This window comes from Gilvimarinus sp. DA14 (assembly GCF_024204685.1).
In the GTDB taxonomy this organism is placed as follows: domain Bacteria; phylum Pseudomonadota; class Gammaproteobacteria; order Pseudomonadales; family Cellvibrionaceae; genus Gilvimarinus.
On sequence record NZ_CP100350.1, the window covers coordinates 3,594,868 to 3,612,200 of the forward strand.

The following is a 17,333-nucleotide window of genomic DNA, read 5'->3' on the forward strand; positions in this document are numbered from 1 at the left end:
CTAACTTACCCTTCAGGATGCGCAAACTGATAAACTCTCACGGATGAATCCAACGGCCCTCCACACTCTGCAAACCACCTTCGGCTATGACGCGTTTCGCGGTCAGCAAGCCGAGATTATCGACACTGTGATCAACGGCAAAGACGCGCTGGTGCTTATGCCCACCGGTGGTGGCAAATCGCTGTGCTACCAGATACCGGCGCTGGTGCGTCAGGGGGTGGCAATAGTGGTCTCGCCGCTAATCGCGTTGATGCAGGATCAGGTGGATGCCCTGGCGCAGCTGGATATCAGCGCCGCCTATTTAAACTCCAGTCTCAGTCTGGAGGAGGTGCGGGCGGTTGAGCAGGGGCTCGTAAGTGGTGAGATTAAAATTCTGTATGTCGCGCCAGAGCGCTTGATTCAGCCTCGTACTCTGGATTTGTTGCACCGCTTGCCGGTGTCTCTATTTGCCATTGATGAAGCCCACTGCGTGTCTCAGTGGGGGCATGACTTTCGCTCAGACTATTTACAATTGAGTCTGCTGCATCAGCAGTTTCCTCAAGTGCCCCGCGTTGCTCTGACCGCCACCGCTGACGAGCGCACCCGCGCGGAAATTCTCAGCCGGCTGCAGCTGGAGGGCGCGGCGCAGTTTGTCAGCGGCTTTGATCGCCCCAATATCCAGTATCGGATTGAACAAAAGCAGAACGCACGCCAGCAATTGCTGCGGTTTTTACACAACGAGCACCCTCAGGATGCGGGCATTGTCTACTGCCTGTCGCGCCGCAAAGTAGAAGAAACCGCCGCCTGGTTGAGTGTTCAGGGCTACACCGCCCTGCCTTATCACGCCGGTTTGCCCGCCGCCACCCGGCAGCAGAATCAAGAGCGCTTTTTGCGCGAAGACGGGGTGATTGTCGTGGCGACCATCGCCTTTGGTATGGGTATCGATAAGCCGGATGTTCGGTTTGTGGCGCACCTGGATTTGCCCAAAAGTCTTGAATCTTACTATCAGGAAACCGGCCGGGCCGGGCGCGACGGCCAGCCAGCCACCGCCTGGATGGCCTATGGCGTGCAGGATGTGATTAAGCTTAAGCAAATGCTCAGCCAGTCTCAGGGCACTGACGAGCACAAGCGGTTGGAGCACCACAAGCTGGATGCCATGCTGGGGTTGTGTGAAATCACCAGCTGTCGCCGCCAGGCGCTGCTGTCTTATTTTGGCGAGCAGGATCATCCTGACTGCAACAATTGCGATACCTGCCTATCGCCGCCGGAAACCTTTGAGGGCACAGTAGCGGCACAAAAAGCGTTAAGTGTTTGCTATCGCACCGGCCAAAAGTTCGGTGTCAACCATTTAATTGATGTGTTGCTGGGCAAAGCCACCGATAAGGTCACGCAGTTCGGCCACGAAAAGCTCAGCACCTTTGCCATAGGCGACGAGCTGGATGCCAATCAGTGGCGCTCGGTATTCCGCCAGCTGGTGGCACGAGGCCTAATGCAGGTTGATGTAGCAGGTTACGGCGGCCTGATGCTGACGGAAAAGTGTCGCCCGCTGTTAAAAGGCGAGAGCCACATCCAGCTGCGTAAAGACACAAAAGTCGAAAACGGGAGAAAGTCTCGCAGCGGCCAGGCCGCCAGCGGCTTAACCGGCCCGGACCGCGCCCTGTGGGATCGCCTGCGCGAGCTGCGCAAACGCCTGGCCGCCGAGCAGGATATCGCCCCCTACATGATTTTTCACGACGCGCATTTAATGGAAATGGTCAGCCTGCAGCCGCAAGATTTGGAGGCATTTGCACGAATTTCTGGCGTGGGCGCCAGTAAGCGCGAGCACTATGGCGATGCCTTTGTGGAGGCGATAACCGAGCATGTACAGAGCCTGGCCGATTACGCCGGTAGTGCTGCCAACGTAAAGGCCACCGAACACGAAACCTTTGCGCTTTTTAAGGCGGGCATGACGGTGGCGGATATTGCCCGCCAGCGCGACATTACCGAGACGACAGTCTATGGCCACTTGGCAGGTTTGATTGAGCAGGGCCAACTGGACGTCGCCGAAGTGGTGGAGCTACCCGAGCAAGAGCTGGATGCCATTTTCGATGTAATGCTCGCCCACGACGATGAACCCTTTAAGCTCAAGCCGGTCTATGAGGCGCTCGATGGTGCGTATGATTACGGTGTGCTGCGTTGCATTCGGGCGGTTATTGTGCGGGAGACGGCGAATTGAAAACCCAGGTTACATCGAGCGGCCAATGTAAAAACTCGCCTAAAAACCAACGAGCAGAAACTCTTGCCGTCGCGCTTGCTAGCGCAGACGCTCAAACCGCAGCGACACTGTTAACCGACAACGCGATTTGGCAAACAGCTGAGGGCAAAACCTTAATCGGCGACCAAATCGGCGAGAGTTTGCGCCGTGCCGAGGCCCCAGTGTCGGTTGTCGTTACTCATGTGATCACGCACGGCAAAAGCGCCGCGGTAAATGCCGAGGTGCGCGCCGGCAAGTCTTATCGACAGTGTGATGTTTTTGAGTTTTCAAACGCGAAAGCCGAGAAAGTACAGCGGATAATAAGTTACAGAGCTGTCGCTGATTGAGCACAAATATTAATCATAAATTGGATAAATTAAGCATGAGCAACTTTACTAAAAGTAATTTGTTAGGCATTTCAGGTTGCCGCTATTTTTGGCTTGCAGTGGCGTTGTTAATGCTCGCGCTTGAAGGCGGGGCACTTTACTTTCAGCACGTGAAGTATTTTTACCCCTGCGAGTTGTGCATTTATGTGCGGGTGTGGGTGGCAGCATTATTTTTACTTGCGTTGCTGGCGCTGGTGGCAAAGCGTTGGTGGTGGGGGCGTATTCTTTGTGCCACCACCGGGTTGGCGTTAAGCATTGGTCTGGCCGTAGAAACCTGGAACCTGATTAAAGTGGAGTACGCGATTGGCGATGGTGGCGCTTGTGGGTTTAAAGCTAACTTTCCTGCATGGGCGCCGCTCGATAGCTGGCTGCCCTGGATGTTTGAAGTCCAGGACATGTGTCAGGCCACACCGCCGGTGTTTTTAGGATTGACAATGGCTCATTGCTTGGCTGTTGTGAGCTTTGCATTGATAGTGTTATTCCTAGTGGCCCTGTTTGGCAGTCTACGTAAAAATAAAGCCTGATGTTTTCTGCTAGGTGAGGGTGTGCGGCGTGTTAATGTTAGCTCGCCGCAACGCCAATTGTCAGAGTCGCTGTATACCCCTCATTAATGGTGCCTTGGATAGTCACTCTTTGACTCTCAATTCCATCGGCAAAAATGCCATCTTCAACGTATGAGCGCACCGAAGTGTTTTGTCCTTTATCACGATAGAGGTCAGAATTATAAACGGTTTGGACTACGTCATCGGGAAACGCCAGCTGAGAGGTGGCGGTAGCGACTGAGACCGTATCATTGTAGAGAAATACTTGAAAGTGGATGTGCGTTAGTCGCCCGGCATACCAACCGGGAAAAATGGTGTGGAATGTGACTTCGCCGTTTTGATTTACATCTTGCACGCCCCGGCAGAAGGTTTCGCCGATGGTGTTGGCGCCCGGCTGAGAATAGCCGGAGTAAAGACCGTCTTTGTCGCAATGCCAGACATAAATAGACGCATAGGGAAAAGCTTCGCATCCGTTGTTGATGTCCACCAAATTAAATTTTAACGTGAGCGGAATGCCTGGTTTGTCTTCGTGAATAGTGCCGCGAACATAGGCCGAGTTGCTGAGAATGACTGATAGCGGATACGGGCCTTCAGTTTCCTGTGGAATCAGTATACAGCTGCCTTCCCCTGTACTTATGCTGGATGAGCTGCTTGTAGTTGTAGCGCCATTACCATTGTTGCTAGAGCCACATCCGGCCAGTCCCGCACCAGCCAGGCTTGCACCTAACCCCCGTAGCAGATTGCGACGGCTGGTTTGTGTAAGGTTTAAATCGGTTTTCGGTTTTTCAAGCATAGGGCCACTCCACTTATTGTTGGTGTTTCCAAGGTGCGGGATTGGAGATAAAAGTCGGAGTGAAGTTCGTGTGCGTGTACTAACTTTACAGTTTGATACATTCGCATACCGAGTTTTTCGTCGGCTGCGTGGTGGTAATCTTACCGTTAGTTAACGACAGTGCCTTGAAATCTGGCAAGGCTAAACCCGAGCTCTTTTCCTCAAAGGGTAAATTCCAGCGTGAGTTTTAGATACCAATCGCTCGCTATATCTCTGTCGTAATTCACATACTCAATATTGGGCAGTAAGCGAAGTTCAGGTGAGAGCCGGTACTCGCTCCCCAGAATATACAGGGTGGACTTGGACTCGGGAGAAAACGGCATATAGTCGATGTTTTCACCGCGCGCGCTCGGCTCTAGCAAGCGGTCTACACGGGCAATGAGTGGCCATGGCGTTGCCGAGGTTGAGGCAAACACCGAGAAGAGCTCAACATCGCCGGGGGTATTGTCGCCGCCGTGTGAGTCGCGATGGGTGTAGTGCGCACCGATACGGGTTCTGTCATCCTGCCAGCGAATAAACACTTGCTCGGTATTGGCGCTGGGGGTGTCATGCTCGCTTTTAAGCTCATCGGCATAGAGCTCTAGCGATAATCGTTCCGTTAACTTTATGTCGAGCGATGCCTGGTATTTCGCTTGTTGGGCATGATCTACGCCCAAGGTCCCGCTGGTAGAGATGACAAATGCGTAGCGAACTTCGTCGCTAAACAAAGGGCCGCTCGCACCTAGGCCAAAAATTCGGCTGGTAATACCCTGCAAATCCGGCGCTGTCTTCTCCAGCGAACGGAATTTCCAAAATGATTCAATGCGTTGAAACGTTAGGGCGCTCTGTTTGCCGAAGATAATTTTATGATTATGGGTATTCCATTCAAAATAGGCATCTTTTAGCTGGCTGCTGAAATCTTCGCTCTCGGCAATATGATCCGGGCCGTTGGTTTCACTGCGCAAACGCAAACTAATGGGTAACTCGGCGGGTGTTAAGTCCAAGGTTAAATAGAGCCTGCGCAGCCATAAGCCAGCATCGTTATCGGCTGCGTCCAGATGGTGGTCGGGTATGGCGTAAACATCGCCAAAGGCGATCAGAGAAGGATCCATGGACCAATCGGCGGTAACAGGTGAACTTGCAACCGCAAACAGAAAAAAAGTGGCAGAAAACCTCACGAACACCTCGAATAAATAGCGCAGCAGCTAAGTATAGGCCGCAATTGTTACTCGTTTTGTATTTGCTGCACCGCCCGACAGAGCCACGACTATCCGGCAGAATCTATTTAATGAGCTGGCTACAAAGCATGACTAAAAGTGGTAGCATCAGTGTCAAATGATTACCTGAGTTCATAAGTATGTTGGAGCGACACCACCTGGCTTTGCTGCGTGCGGTTGAGCGCGAGGGGACTTTAACCGGTGCGGCCGAGCGCTTGCACCTGACACAGTCGGCGCTGAGTCACTCGGTTAAAAAACTGGAACAGCGCCTGGGGATTGATCTGTGGGAAAAAGAGGGTCGCAGACTGCGTCTTACCGCCGCTGGTGAATATCTGCTGTCGCTGGCCAATCGTCTGCTGCCCCAATTTGAGCATGCCGAGCAGGTACTGCAGCAAATGGCGGCTGGCGAGCGCGGTGCACTGCGCATAGGTATGGAGTGTCACCCTTGTTATCAATGGTTGTTAAAGATAGTGGGTCCTTACTTAGAGGCCTGGCCAGGGGTGGACGTGGACGTCAAACAGGAGTTTCAGTTTGGCGGTATGGCGGCTCTTTTTGGTCACGAGATAGACCTGCTGGTAACGCCGGACCCCTTGCACAAGCCGGGCGTTGTGTTTACCCCGGTATTTGCTTACGAACAGGTGCTGGTGGTGGCCGCTGACCACCCGCTGGCGTCAAAAGCCTATGCGCAACCGCAGGATTTAGTGGACGAGGTTCTGATTTCTTACCCGGTGCCTCTGGAGCGACTTGATGTTTACAGCTATTTTTTAATGCCCGCCGGCATTGCTCCCAGGCGTCATAAAACCATTGAAACCACCGATATTATGTTGCACACAGTGGCCGCCGGGCGCGGCGTAGCGGCACTGCCGCGTTGGCTGGTGGACGAGTACGCGTCGGGTTTACCGATTACTCCCGTAAGTCTGGGAAAAAAGGGCGTGGCAAAACAGATTCATTTAGGCGTGCGCGAGACTGACCTGCACACTGATTACGTGGATGCTTTTGTGCAGATGGCGCGCCGGCCGGGTGGGTAAAGAGTTGAAAAAGCGCTAGCGAGAGCTGCGGCGCCTCGCTAAGGTTAATTTCTTTTGCAGTCACACAATAACAAGCAAAGGAGTTATCCATGAAATACGCTATCAGCCTGTTAATGGCGTGGTCTCTCGCCTACAGCACACTCGCCACTGCCGATACCTACAAGGTTAAAAAGTACGACGATATTCAGTGGGCCGAAGTCGCCGGCAAGTCGCTTAAGCTGGATATCTACACCCCTGAAACCGACCAAAAGGCACTCCCGGTGGTGGTTATCTACCACGGCGGCGGCTGGTTGATTAACGATGAAAGCGTGATGGACGCCATGAGCCAATACCTGGCCGAGCACGGCGGCTATGTGGTGGCGAATATGAATTACCGCCTGCTGCCGGATAACGGCAACACCACCACCATGAATGAAATTGTAGAAGACGTATTTGGCGGTTTACTGTGGGTGAAAGCGCATATCGCAGACTATGGTGGCGACCCAAATCGCGTTGCGATTACCGGCGACAGTGCAGGGGGCCATTTAACCAGCATGATTTTGACCGCCGGGCGCAAGCTGGAAAGCGACGGTTTTGCCGGGGACAGTTTGGGTTTTAATCCCACCTGGTTGCCAGAGGGTAAATCCGCCGAGCAAGTTGCCGCCGAGGACGGCCTAAAAGTGCAAGCGGCGGTGGTAAGCTATGGGGCCTTTGATTTATACGCCGCAGCCAAGGGCGGTTTCGAATCACCGCAAAATATATTCTGGCAATTTGCCAACGCCGAGGCGCGCGGTATTTTTGGCGAGGGCATCAACCCAGATTCCGCCCCAGATTACTACAGAGCGGTATCTCCCGCGTACAACATTCCTCAGGCCAGTGAGTATCAGCTACCGCCGCAATTTCACCATGTCGGTAGTGTTGATACCACAACGCCGCCCCAAGCGGTAAAGGCCTATGTCGACAAACTCGAAGCTGCAGGGCAAAGTGCCAGCTTAAAAATTTATGAGGGAAATAATCACGCCTATATGGATACCGGCTGTATAGAAGCGTTAGGCAGTTGTTTTGATACCCATGCCGTGCCTGTGCTACAACAAGATATATTGCCGTTTTTGCAGCAGCACCTGTAACCAAAACGAGGTATGGTCAATGTCCGATATCCCCGACACCGCCGATGCATTGGTTTTACAGTTTCGGGAGCGGAGGGTGGAACTACACCTGCGCCGCGATGAAGACGACATTGCCACGCTCCTGGCCTACGCTGGCGTGGGCCCTCAACCCGACAAAAGCAATGTGCAGGGGCCATACCAGCGCCTGGATCAGGCCATAGGCGCGCGCCGCGCTATTGCTCGGCAGTTGCAGAGCCAGGGGTATGAGTATTTGCCTGACGAATATCCGCAGTGGTCGCTACAGGCTCAGCGTGATATTAACGCCATGCGCAATATTAAATCTGGCTCCAAGGTGGATTACCGATTCGACCCGAAGGACGTGTTTCTAGACTGGTAGCCTGAGCTGGCAAAAGTTCTGGCGGGTAGGGCTATTGGTAAAAGTTACAGGATGGCCGTAAAAATTTCGTCTAAGTTTGGTGGTTTTTTGCGCGCAATGCGCATTTATTTTGCGTTTTATCACAAAAAACACTCTGTTTTAGCGTGATTTCGTTATTGGCACGTCTCTCGCTCTGTGCATGTCAGTAATTATGCAACGGGAGCAAAACATGATCAGCAAAAGCAAATATTTGGGCGTTTCTCTGTGTGTGTCGGTAATGGCGTTAAGTGCCTGCAGCAGCACCGATACCGCCCAGACCAGTGAACAAGACAGCTCTTATGAGCTGGTGAATATGCGCACCGAAAAAGATGTGCAAAATGTTAACGCTGCGCAAAGTGGCTACCATGCGGTGAAAGTTGCGGACGATGAAGCGCCGCAGAGCACAGACAGTGCTCGGGATGAGACTGTATCCACCGAGCCTGAGATGGAAATGGAAGCAACGGAAGAAGTCCTGCCGGTGGCGAAAACCGTGCGCTTTGAATTTGATTCTGACGAGCTAACTCCTCGCGCTAAGACCGAATTGCTGACTCTACTTGATAGCGCCGAAGACGCCGAGGGCGTAAAGATTCAAGCGGCGGTAGACGGCTATGCTGATGCCACCGGGCCCAGTAGCTACAATCAGGAATTGTCCAAGCGCCGCGCGCAAAGTGTTGCCGAGTACCTTGAGTACCAAGGCGCTGAAGTGGTCGAGTGGCAAGTGCAAGGTCATGGTGAATCCAACCCAGTGGCGGATAACAGCGATGCGTCTGGGCGTCAACAAAACCGTCGGGTGGAGGTGAATTTAGTAAGCCTGACGGACCGAGAGCTGCAAGATCGTGATAAGTCGCGCGAGCAATTCAGTGCGCGTTAACAGCGCGTAAGTTAAAGCGAAGTGTTTAAGCAGACGGGGGGCGCTTTTGCGGCCCCCGCTGTGTTCTCCAAGGTGATTACTGACCCCACAGAGAGCTGAGTGAGCCCAACAGTTCTTTGCCACCATTATTGCCAACATAGTCCAGCACCACCGGCGCAAACTGATTCACCATAGCCGGGTCCATTCCCAGAGAATCAAAAATCGACTTTACACTGTCCATATTGGTCACTTGGCTGATCAACTGCGAGGTGAGACCACCACTGTTGCCCACCGGCAGTATATCGCCCAGCGCCGAGGCTTGATCGCCAGATAAGTTGTTGGCCGCCATGGCCAACAGCGCTGAGGTGCCCCCCGCGGCTTGTTCCGAGCTAACTCCGAGCGATTCGGTCAGGTTGTTTAATAGGCCCGAAGGCAGGGTGCTCTCAGAGTTAGAGCCCAACGCTTTGTCGACATCTCCCATATCAAAAGCATTGGCACTTAAGGCGAATACCAGTGACAGAAAAGCAATAATGACGTGTTTCATACCATCTCCATTTGATTAAAGTCGGCCTATTTTACCTAGCCGTTAATGACATCGACGTGATCAACCGCCGAAAGCAGAAATAGTTTGCGCGTATGTCACTGACACCGCAATAGCGCAGATGTGAGCCACAATCCAGAAATGGCGGATTAATCATGTTAATCTTCCGTTTTTTATATCGAATTGCCCCGGAGGAGCCGATGTCGCGTTGGTTGAAGTGTGTGTGTATGTTGTTGTTAGCTCCGCTGGTATGGGGCGACGAAAACGCCCAAGCGTTGCAGTTGGCGTCCGTAAGCGCTCAGGTAATGCCGCTACAGAGCGAACAGCCGCTGTTTGAAAAGCGCTCAGACTGGGTCATGCCTATCGCCTCAATCACCAAAGTCATGACCGCTATAGTGGTACTGGATTCAAAAGCGGATATGGACGAACGCTTGAAAGTCGAAAAGCGTCACTTCCCCGCCGCCGCCAATGCCTACTCACGCATTCGTCCAGGCTCGGCCGCAAAACGCTCGGATTTGTTAAAAATTGCCCTTATGTCTTCGGAAAACTATGCCGCTTATTTGCTGGCCTGGCATCACCCCGGTGGCTATGACGCCTTTATTGAGGCAATGAACGCCAAAGCCCGCGAGCTGGGGATGCTGAATACCCGTTTTGTGGATTCCAGCGGTTTGTCGGAAAAAAATGTTTCCACCGCTAGCGACTTGATGCGCATGGTAAAAGCGGCCTATCAATACCCCGAGATTCGCGAGGCGAGTACCAGCTCTAAGCACGACGTCTGGTTTACCCAGCCGGGCTATTCGCTCTATTACGCCAATACCAACCCCTTGGTACGCAGCTCGCGCTGGGATGTGAGCCTCAGCAAGACCGGCTATTTGATCGATGCCGGGCGCTGTCTGGTGATGGTGACGGATATCGATGGTGAAGAGGTGGGCATGGTGTTTCTCGATTCGTTTGGCAAACGCACGCCTTTGGGGGATGCCGGGCGCACCAAACGCTGGATAACCTCTGGCACCGCCAGTCAGATAGCCGGTGCAGCTCAGCGCTACGAGATTGAAAAAGCCGGCTCAATCAAGGCGCAGCTGGTTAATAGTGAAAAAGAAGCTACCATTTCAGCAGGTGCAGCAAGTGTACAATAAATAGGGCAATTACATGGCGGAACGCAAAGGCTTGGATCGGGTTTCTACCCGGCAGTTGTGGTGGGCTCTTTCACTGGCTAGTGTGTTCTTTTGTGCCATTACAGTCTTAACCTATCAGCTTGGAGCTCGAGATATCCGTAACGCGTTGCAGCGGGAAATGGACATCTACCAAGCGGAAAGTCGTTCGCAACTGATCGAGCTTTTATCTTTGCCTGCTCAGCATTTAACCGGAATGGCTCGGGAGCCGATGGTGCAAACAGCGCTTGAAGCTCGCGATGAATCCATTAAGCGCCATAATTTCTCCCTGGCGATGTACTCGCTTGTTTATCGCAACCCTAGGTATTTTCAGGTGCGCTGGATTTTACCTGACGGGCGTGAGCAGATAAAAATTATTGCTGACACGCTCGGAATACGCGAATTAAGCCCCGATGTTTTACAAAATAAGTCTACCCGCCCTTATCATCAAAAAGTTTTAGAGTTAAATCCCTACGAGACCTATGTATCTCAGCCCGATTTAAATGTTGAAAATGGGCTTTTGGAACGTCCATTAAGACCTGTTGTACGTTACGCGATTCGTCTGCCGTCTATCCACGGTGTTGATCATGGATATCTTATTTTCAACTTGCTGTTTAATATCCATGACGGCTTGCTGCCGCTGTCTCGAGACTATGTGAACTTGTCTCTTGCCGACCATCAGGGCAATTGGTTGATGCAAGCCGATAGCGCAAAAACCTGGGGCCATTTGCTTGGCAATAACCACTCCGTTAAAACTGATGAGCCTGAGCTGTGGGCCGCTATGCAAGCTGGAGATAGCGACATTTCGAGTAAGTCTGGGATGTGGGCCTGGAGTCAAGTTGCCCCCTCTCTTGATAACTCTCCGAATGTAGCCGGTTTGAGTTTTCAGCCGGTGTACTTGTTAACATCTATACCCCGCGCTGTAATCTCACAGCGAATGCAAGCGGCTGCGATACGGTCGGCCGCTGTGCTCTTGCCTTTTTTGGGGCTGTTGATTATCGGCATTTGGTATTACTACAAATTGCTTCGCAGCGCCTCACAGCTGCGGTATGCACAGTGGCAACAATCCCAAGATTTACTGCGTCGCAATGAGTTTATTCTCACCTTGACAGAGTCCCTGCCTAATATGGTGAGTTATTGGACCTCTGACAGACGGTGCGTTTATGCCAATAAAAGCTTTCGTGAATATTTGCAGCTGGCGCCTGGCACCGATCAAGATATCTCTTTGCATAGGCTGATCAATTACAACGAACAGTCCTATTTTGATCAATGCGTAGCCGGTGAAGAGCTCGGCTTTCAAAAGAAGGAAGTTCGCAATTCAGGCGAATCTCATCTGCAAATTTATTTAATCCCAAATTGGGAAAATAGTGAAGGTGGGGGCCGAAAAGTGGCAGGCGTTATTGCCATTGCAACGGATTTGACCCAAATCCTACAGGCTAAAGCTCAGGTTGAAATCCTTAATGAGCAGCTCAAACTGCGCACGAAACAGGCCGAGGCTGCTGCGGAGGCAAAAAGTAGTTTTCTCGCCAATATGAGCCATGAAATTCGTACCCCCATGAATGGCATTACCGGGCTTATCGAAATTCTTAAACAGACACCTTTGGATGACAAACAGCGCGACTACGTGGGTAAACTGAGCCAGGCGTCTACGTCCCTGTTGGCAATATTGAACGACATACTTGACGTTTCCAAACTGGAAGCGGGCAAGGTGAGTATTGTAACCGAGCCCTACCACCCTGAAAGTTTGGTTTCTGATGTGGTCAACTTGTTTGAAGTTAACCTGGCTAAAAAAGGTGTGGCGTTACACACCTGGATTGACCCGCTTTTGCCATCGACCTTGCAGGGTGATCAGCACCGGTTGCGGCAGGTGTTAAATAATTTGCTGAGTAATGCGAATAAATTTACCGAGCAGGGACAAATATTGTTGTCAGTCACCCGAGAGTTTAGTGCCGAGGGGACGGAGCAGGTTCGTTATTCAGTCAAAGACAGTGGCGTTGGGATTAAACCTGAGAAGCTCGAAACAATATTCGGTAAGTTTAATCAAGCGGACGAGTCGACCGAGCGTCAGTACGGCGGTACAGGATTAGGACTCTCTATTTGCGAAAAGCTTGTGACGCTTATGGGCGGTAACATCGGTGTTTTGAGTACGGTGGGCAAGGGCAGTGAGTTTTATTTTAACGTGCCAATGCAGGTGGATTCCCACGAGCGGCCAAGCTTTGGTGGTTTGGTTGGAAAAAGAGCGCTGTTAGTGGATGACAGCGACACCTCTAATGAAATTATGCAAAGTTATCTGACCGCCTGGGGTATGCAGTCAGATTGCGTTAGCTCTGTCGAGGAAGCGGTAACGAGCTACCAGCGTTCTTTAGGCGGCGAGGGCTACGACCTGGTTATTGTCGACTGGAAATTGGGTGAAGAAGATGGCGTGGAGCTACTAAAAAGTTTGCAAGCGCTTACACCGAATCATGAGCTGGCCAGCCAGATTATGATGGTAACTGCCTACAACAAAGAAAAGCTGATGGACCAGCTGAAGCGAGAAAAAAAGCAAGAGACTCCGATTCTTACAAAACCGGTATTGCCATCCACTTTATACAACGCCATCGCGGATAAGCCCATGCGTTTACGTTCTAGCCGGCCCAGCGTTGGTACTCTTCCGGCGGTTAGCGAAAGTGTGCGACAGCTCATACGCGAGAAAAAAATTCTGCTGGTAGAGGACAATCTGTTAAATCAGGAGGTTGCTCTTACCCTTTTGGGCTACGCAGGTTTACACGCAGACGTGGCTTCATCGGGTGTTGAGGCTCTCAACAAAATTCAGGCGTGTCGGTACGATGTGATCCTGCTTGATTTACACATGCCTGAAATGGATGGTTTTGAAACATGTCGTCGTTTAAGAAAAGTACCAGGCTATGGCAATACCTTGGTGGTCGCACTCACAGCCGCGGTTCTGAATGAGGACGTTGAGCAGGCTCTGGCGGCTGGTATGGATGACCATCTGGGTAAACCCTTCGATGTCGAGCAGCTATTGAGGCTGCTGGGGCGATGGTTTGAGACAGAGCCAGAATCAGAAATCACACCGTCTGCCGCAGAAACGGCGCAACCCGTGCCAGATGCTCTGGCGCCACTGTTTAAAGCAATGGGCGTCAATCCGCAAGAAATGCTACGGCGTTTTCGCGGCAATGAGAGCATGATTTTACAGCTGCTGCGCAATTTCTCTCAGCGGCATCAAGACTGGCCTGCAATGTTGCGTCAGACTACAGAGACGGAAGCCCTGGCGGCACTGGTTCATACCATTAAGGGCACGACTGGCACCATGGGGTTGATGGAAGTCTATCGCCATGCCGAGCAAATAGAAGAAGACTTTCGCGAAGGACGCAGCGTTAACCTGGAACCTTTAGCCCACGATTTAGAAGTGTTAATCGGTGCGGTATTAGCCGATGCGCAAGCACAATGACAGTATCTTCAGCGGTTGTTATATTGCCTAAGCGCGAGGGTTTGCAGCGCAGTTAAAAAAACAACGACATACGTTACGGAGAGACATGCCCATGAAATCATTCTTTGCTTGCTTTATCATCGCAGTGTTGGCAGCCATAAGCACAGCCTGTTCGACAAGTCCAACCTCAAATACCCTGGAGCAAAATCACGGTTTTACCGCCGAGCAGGCGGCTGCCGAAGAGTTTTGGAACATTCCCTACCCCACCGCGTTTGATGCCGACAGCCTGGCCGAGCAGCAAAGTATGCTGCATGTAGACGGCCGCTTAGTCGTCAACGAACAAAACCAGCCGGTGGTGCTGCGCGGTGTTAATATCGCTGATCCCGCCAAGCTCGCCTATAACGATCAGTGGAGTGAAAGGCTTTTCAGCGAAATCGCCGCCTGGGGTGCGAATACCGTGCGCATACCTATTCACCCCATGGCGTGGCGGCGTGAAGGGCAAGCGTGGTATTTCCAGCGTCTGGACGAAGCGGTGCACTGGGCCAATCAGAACGATCTTTATATTATTCTCGATTGGCACGTAATTGGGAATATTCAGTCCAGCCTTTATCAGCACCCCATGTACGAAACCACCATGGTTGAAACCCGAAAATTTTGGCAGCAGGTGGCGCTGCGCTATCGCGGGGTGCCCACTATGGCCGTGTACGAGTTGTACAACGAACCAACCCACGACTTTATTGGCAACGGCCCCGAATCATTAGGTAAAGCCAGTTGGGAGGGGCTGCGCGCCATTCACGAAGAGTTGATTGACTTGATCTATGTCTACGATCAGAACGTGATTCCTCTGGTAAGTGGCTTTAACTGGGCCTACGACCTCAGCTTTATCCCCGAGCAGCCAGTGCGCCGCGACGGCATCGCCTATGCCATTCATCCCTACCCGCAAAAGGCCAAGCCCCAGCAGGACACCAAACAAGCCTACTTCGATGCCTGGCAAAAACAGTGGGGCTTTGTGGCCGAGACTTACCCTGTGATGGCAACAGAGCTGGGGTGGGTGCGAGAAGATGGCTATGGCGCCCATGTGCCGGTCATTCACAACGAGGGAACTTATGGGCCGCGCGTGGTGGAGTTTATGGCGGCAAGGGATATCAGCTGGACCGCCTGGGTGTTCGACCCGGACTGGTCTCCGACGCTTATCGACGATTGGGACTTTAACCCTTCTGAACAGGGCATGTTTTTTAAGCAGACCCTCGACGAGCTAAATCAGTAGGGCTTTTGCAACAGTGCTGTGAGGTTTTATAACCAACTTAACCTCTCGGCCCAGGCTTATGTATAAAGCGTATAAACGGCGTGGCGCATTATGCATTATAATGAGCATCATCTAAGCTAACCTTGATTAAGCAAATCGCCCCAAAGGCTATTAATGAATGGCATCTAAACTGCGCGATTATCTTTCACCCACCGACCTTGGGCTGGCGCTATTGGCGATTATGTCAGTAGCCGTTTTGTTTGTGCCCAAACAGTGGATAACACGTCAGTATCAATTGCCTTTATCCGAAGTTAATACCGCCCTGTTTAGTGATTCTGTTATCGGTGGAAACAGTCAGGCCACCGCAGTCGAGGGAAGTGATCACGCTTGGCACTGTAGTCTGCGATCAGGTTTTGCAGACCCTTTTTGCAGCTACCAAATTGATTTAATAGGGTCAGAAGGCAAAGGTTTAGATTTGTCGGTATACGAGTCAATGACGATTAATTTGAAGTACGAGGGTAACGCCAACAACGTGCGTTTGTACTTGCGCAACCGCCATCCTCAGTACTATAAGGTCGGTGATTTAACCACAACTAAGTACAACGGTGCCGAGCTGGATGTAGAAAGTCTTAACCGCGGTGCGTTTACATTTAAGCTGAAGGATTTCTCGGTTGCAGACTGGTGGATAACCGCTAAAAGTATACCGATGCCGCTGTCTCACCCTGATTTTAACGATGTGCTGTTTGTTGAGATACAAACTGGTTCCGATGTAAGTTCTGGCGAACATCAATTTAAGCTTGATAGCATTTCTTGGAGCGGGCCCGTTATCTCCCAGGCGACATTATATCGCGTGTTATTGATTACCTGGATTTTCGCTATCGTATTGGTGTTATTGATCCGGATCATTAATTTAAAGATAACCCTGCAAAGAAACGCCCGCTACCAAGCCGAGTTGCAAAAGATTAATGGTCTTCTCAACGTCAAGAACCGGAAGTTCGAAGAGCTTGCCAAAACCGACGGTCTTACCGGCGTGGCGAATCGCCTGGGTGTGCGTGAAGCGCTCTACCGCAGCTTAACCGAGTGGCGAGATAGCCGCACACCCCTGTCGCTAATTATGGTGGATATTGATCATTTTAAAGAGATCAACGATAAGCATGGTCACGACATGGGAGATAAGGTGCTCCAAGTGGTTGCTGACACCTTTTCTCACAGTGTGCGGCAAACTGACTTAGTGGCCCGCTGGGGTGGCGAAGAGTTTATTGTGATTTGCCCTAATACTGAGTTGCTCCAGGCGCAGTCTGTCGCGGAAAACCTGCGCGGGCGTTTGGCCAATACTTTGATTGGTGGGGCAGTACACGTCACCGCCAGTTTTGGCGTGGCTAGCCTTAGCGATAATAATTTAGATCAGCTTTTCAAACAGGCCGATGATGCGCTTTATAGGGCCAAGGCCTCGGGCCGCAACCGGGTGATGTTGGCTGAAACCCTCGCACCACCAAAGCTTGTGAGTGGTTAATGCGTGAGCTTGGTAAGAGAGCCCGGAACATCTGGGGCGACAGTAATCGCCAAGTTAAATCGCCGCTGCATCGCCTAAAGTCGCGGTAGTTGGCGTTACAAAAAATTAAAGGTTTTTGATTTTTTCACTTCGCGCTGTCGGCTCGATCAAAACATTAAGGCCAGATGCGAAAAAGTCCTGTTAAGAATGGCCTTATCGGCACTGTCACGGCCATTCTAATAAGTTCGCAAAGTATTATTGATAAAGCGCTTTCCGGCTTATCGGTCGCAGACAGTTTTAAAAGCAGATTTTCTCTCGCGGTATAGGCGTCGAATGGTATTAAGATTGACTGCAATCAGGGTTATTTCCAGTAGCGTTAAACCGATTGAGCCCACCAGAATATTGTTGGTTAGCCAGCAGCAGGCGCCCAGCAAAAAGCCAAAGCGCATCGCAATACCACTTAAGCAAAATACCGTGTAAGTGCCGATGCAGGTGCCCAGAATAGGGAAGAGGTCGTACCAGGCATCGGACAAATAAATCCCCCAGGCCAAAGATACCGCAATAAAGATAAAGGCCACCAGTTTAGAGCTGGTGTGCAGCGCAAGGGTTGTGCGCAGTAGCGAAAGCAACGCACTAGCTACGGCCGTGTGCGCGCCAAGCAGGGCAAAATGCAGCGCATGATTTAAATTCATGGCCACCATAATGCGTTTTAAGCGCAGGTCATCGCGCTGATAAAAACAGGCAATGCCCAACGCAAAGCTGACAAAGCCCACGGCCTGGGCAAGGTCGAGTTCGGGAAACGTCATAGCGGGGGTTTATAATATGAGGAAGAAAGGTCGCCAAGTTTACCAGAACCGCGCTTGTTCCGCCATTGGGTTACACGGCGGTTGCTCCAGGACGCTCGACCTGCAGACGCCCCGCTGGTCATAA

At 51.7% G+C, this 17,333-nt stretch carries 14 protein-coding genes; 10 read left to right on the forward strand and 4 right to left on the reverse strand.

Translation table 11 applies throughout. The annotated features are described in order from the left end of the window. Window positions 1-43: 43 nt before the first annotated feature. Together recQ and NHM04_RS15755 are read left to right on the forward strand one after the other, a co-directional pair. A complete protein-coding gene (recQ, locus tag NHM04_RS15750; protein WP_254264710.1) occupies window positions 44-2,194 on the forward strand; it encodes a DNA helicase RecQ in 2,151 nt (716 codons plus the stop codon). Window positions 2,195-2,594: 400 nt separating this feature from the next. Next, window positions 2,595-3,122: a disulfide bond formation protein B gene (locus NHM04_RS15755; protein WP_254264711.1), complete on the forward strand. Its 528-nt coding sequence runs from the start codon at window positions 2,595-2,597 to the stop codon at window positions 3,120-3,122. Between the two features lie 37 nt (window positions 3,123-3,159). Here the strand turns inward: NHM04_RS15755 and NHM04_RS15760 are convergent, their stop codons facing one another. Further along, complete coding sequence (locus NHM04_RS15760; protein ID WP_254264712.1) at window positions 3,160-3,933, reverse strand: protocatechuate dioxygenase; 774 nt, start codon at window positions 3,931-3,933, stop codon at window positions 3,160-3,162. 200 nt (window positions 3,934-4,133) lie between these two features. Next, on the reverse strand, window positions 4,134-5,063 hold the full coding sequence (locus NHM04_RS15765) for a hypothetical protein (protein WP_254264713.1): 930 nt from the start codon (window positions 5,061-5,063) through the stop codon (window positions 4,134-4,136). A 245-nt stretch (window positions 5,064-5,308) separates the two neighbouring features. Between NHM04_RS15765 and NHM04_RS15770 the strand changes: the two genes are divergently transcribed. From NHM04_RS15770 to NHM04_RS15785, 4 genes are all read left to right on the forward strand, one after another. Further along, complete coding sequence (locus tag NHM04_RS15770; protein ID WP_254264714.1) at window positions 5,309-6,196, forward strand: LysR family transcriptional regulator; 888 nt, start codon at window positions 5,309-5,311, stop codon at window positions 6,194-6,196. A gap of 89 nt (window positions 6,197-6,285) precedes the next feature. Then, on the forward strand, window positions 6,286-7,302 hold the full coding sequence (locus NHM04_RS15775) for an alpha/beta hydrolase (RefSeq protein ID WP_254264715.1): 1,017 nt from the start codon (window positions 6,286-6,288) through the stop codon (window positions 7,300-7,302). Between the two features lie 19 nt (window positions 7,303-7,321). Further along, on the forward strand, window positions 7,322-7,678 hold the full coding sequence (locus tag NHM04_RS15780) for a hypothetical protein (protein WP_254264716.1): 357 nt from the start codon (window positions 7,322-7,324) through the stop codon (window positions 7,676-7,678). A 208-nt stretch (window positions 7,679-7,886) separates the two neighbouring features. Further along, window positions 7,887-8,567, forward strand: coding sequence for an OmpA family protein (locus NHM04_RS15785; protein ID WP_254264717.1), 681 nt, complete (start codon window positions 7,887-7,889; stop codon window positions 8,565-8,567). Between the two features lie 76 nt (window positions 8,568-8,643). Here NHM04_RS15785 and NHM04_RS15790 read toward each other — a convergent pair whose 3' ends face one another. Continuing rightward, window positions 8,644-9,090 (reverse strand): DUF2780 domain-containing protein, encoded by a 447-nt coding sequence (locus NHM04_RS15790; RefSeq protein ID WP_254264718.1) that lies wholly within the window; start codon window positions 9,088-9,090, stop codon window positions 8,644-8,646. 224 nt (window positions 9,091-9,314) lie between these two features. On the opposite strand from NHM04_RS15790, the gene pbpG reads away from it, so the two are divergent. From pbpG to NHM04_RS15810, 4 genes are all read left to right on the forward strand, one after another. Further along, window positions 9,315-10,223 (forward strand): D-alanyl-D-alanine endopeptidase, encoded by a 909-nt coding sequence (pbpG, locus tag NHM04_RS15795; protein WP_254264719.1) that lies wholly within the window; start codon window positions 9,315-9,317, stop codon window positions 10,221-10,223. A gap of 13 nt (window positions 10,224-10,236) precedes the next feature. Next, entirely contained in the window at window positions 10,237-13,686 is a 3,450-nt protein-coding gene (locus NHM04_RS15800) for a response regulator (protein WP_254264720.1), read from the forward strand. Between the two features lie 91 nt (window positions 13,687-13,777). After that, the gene (locus tag NHM04_RS15805) at window positions 13,778-14,932 is read left to right on the forward strand and encodes a glycoside hydrolase family 5 protein (protein ID WP_254264721.1); all 1,155 of its coding nucleotides are present in this window, start codon (window positions 13,778-13,780) and stop codon (window positions 14,930-14,932) included. A gap of 157 nt (window positions 14,933-15,089) precedes the next feature. Further along, the gene (locus NHM04_RS15810) at window positions 15,090-16,424 is read left to right on the forward strand and encodes a GGDEF domain-containing protein (RefSeq protein ID WP_254264722.1); all 1,335 of its coding nucleotides are present in this window, start codon (window positions 15,090-15,092) and stop codon (window positions 16,422-16,424) included. A gap of 257 nt (window positions 16,425-16,681) precedes the next feature. Here the strand turns inward: NHM04_RS15810 and NHM04_RS15815 are convergent, their stop codons facing one another. Next, a complete protein-coding gene (locus NHM04_RS15815) occupies window positions 16,682-17,209 on the reverse strand; it encodes a YgjV family protein (protein ID WP_254264723.1) in 528 nt (175 codons plus the stop codon). Between the last annotated feature and the right edge of the window lie 124 nt (window positions 17,210-17,333).

Excerpts from the sequence above, each read along its gene's own strand:
- recQ (WP_254264710.1), top strand. The coding sequence starts at position 44 with ATGAATCCAACGGCCCTCCACACTCTGCAAACCACCTTCGGCTATGAC.
- NHM04_RS15755 (WP_254264711.1), top strand. The coding sequence starts at position 2,595 with ATGAGCAACTTTACTAAAAGTAATTTGTTAGGCATTTCAGGTTGCCGC.
- NHM04_RS15760 (WP_254264712.1), bottom strand. The coding sequence starts at position 3,933 with ATGCTTGAAAAACCGAAAACCGATTTAAACCTTACACAAACCAGCCGT.
- NHM04_RS15765 (WP_254264713.1), bottom strand. The coding sequence starts at position 5,063 with ATGGATCCTTCTCTGATCGCCTTTGGCGATGTTTACGCCATACCCGAC.
- NHM04_RS15770 (WP_254264714.1), top strand. The coding sequence starts at position 5,309 with ATGTTGGAGCGACACCACCTGGCTTTGCTGCGTGCGGTTGAGCGCGAG.
- NHM04_RS15775 (WP_254264715.1), top strand. The coding sequence starts at position 6,286 with ATGAAATACGCTATCAGCCTGTTAATGGCGTGGTCTCTCGCCTACAGC.
- NHM04_RS15780 (WP_254264716.1), top strand. The coding sequence starts at position 7,322 with ATGTCCGATATCCCCGACACCGCCGATGCATTGGTTTTACAGTTTCGG.
- NHM04_RS15785 (WP_254264717.1), top strand. The coding sequence starts at position 7,887 with ATGATCAGCAAAAGCAAATATTTGGGCGTTTCTCTGTGTGTGTCGGTA.
- NHM04_RS15790 (WP_254264718.1), bottom strand. The coding sequence starts at position 9,090 with ATGAAACACGTCATTATTGCTTTTCTGTCACTGGTATTCGCCTTAAGT.
- pbpG (WP_254264719.1), top strand. The coding sequence starts at position 9,315 with ATGTTGTTGTTAGCTCCGCTGGTATGGGGCGACGAAAACGCCCAAGCG.
- NHM04_RS15800 (WP_254264720.1), top strand. The coding sequence starts at position 10,237 with ATGGCGGAACGCAAAGGCTTGGATCGGGTTTCTACCCGGCAGTTGTGG.
- NHM04_RS15805 (WP_254264721.1), top strand. The coding sequence starts at position 13,778 with ATGAAATCATTCTTTGCTTGCTTTATCATCGCAGTGTTGGCAGCCATA.
- NHM04_RS15810 (WP_254264722.1), top strand. The coding sequence starts at position 15,090 with ATGGCATCTAAACTGCGCGATTATCTTTCACCCACCGACCTTGGGCTG.
- NHM04_RS15815 (WP_254264723.1), bottom strand. The coding sequence starts at position 17,209 with ATGACGTTTCCCGAACTCGACCTTGCCCAGGCCGTGGGCTTTGTCAGC.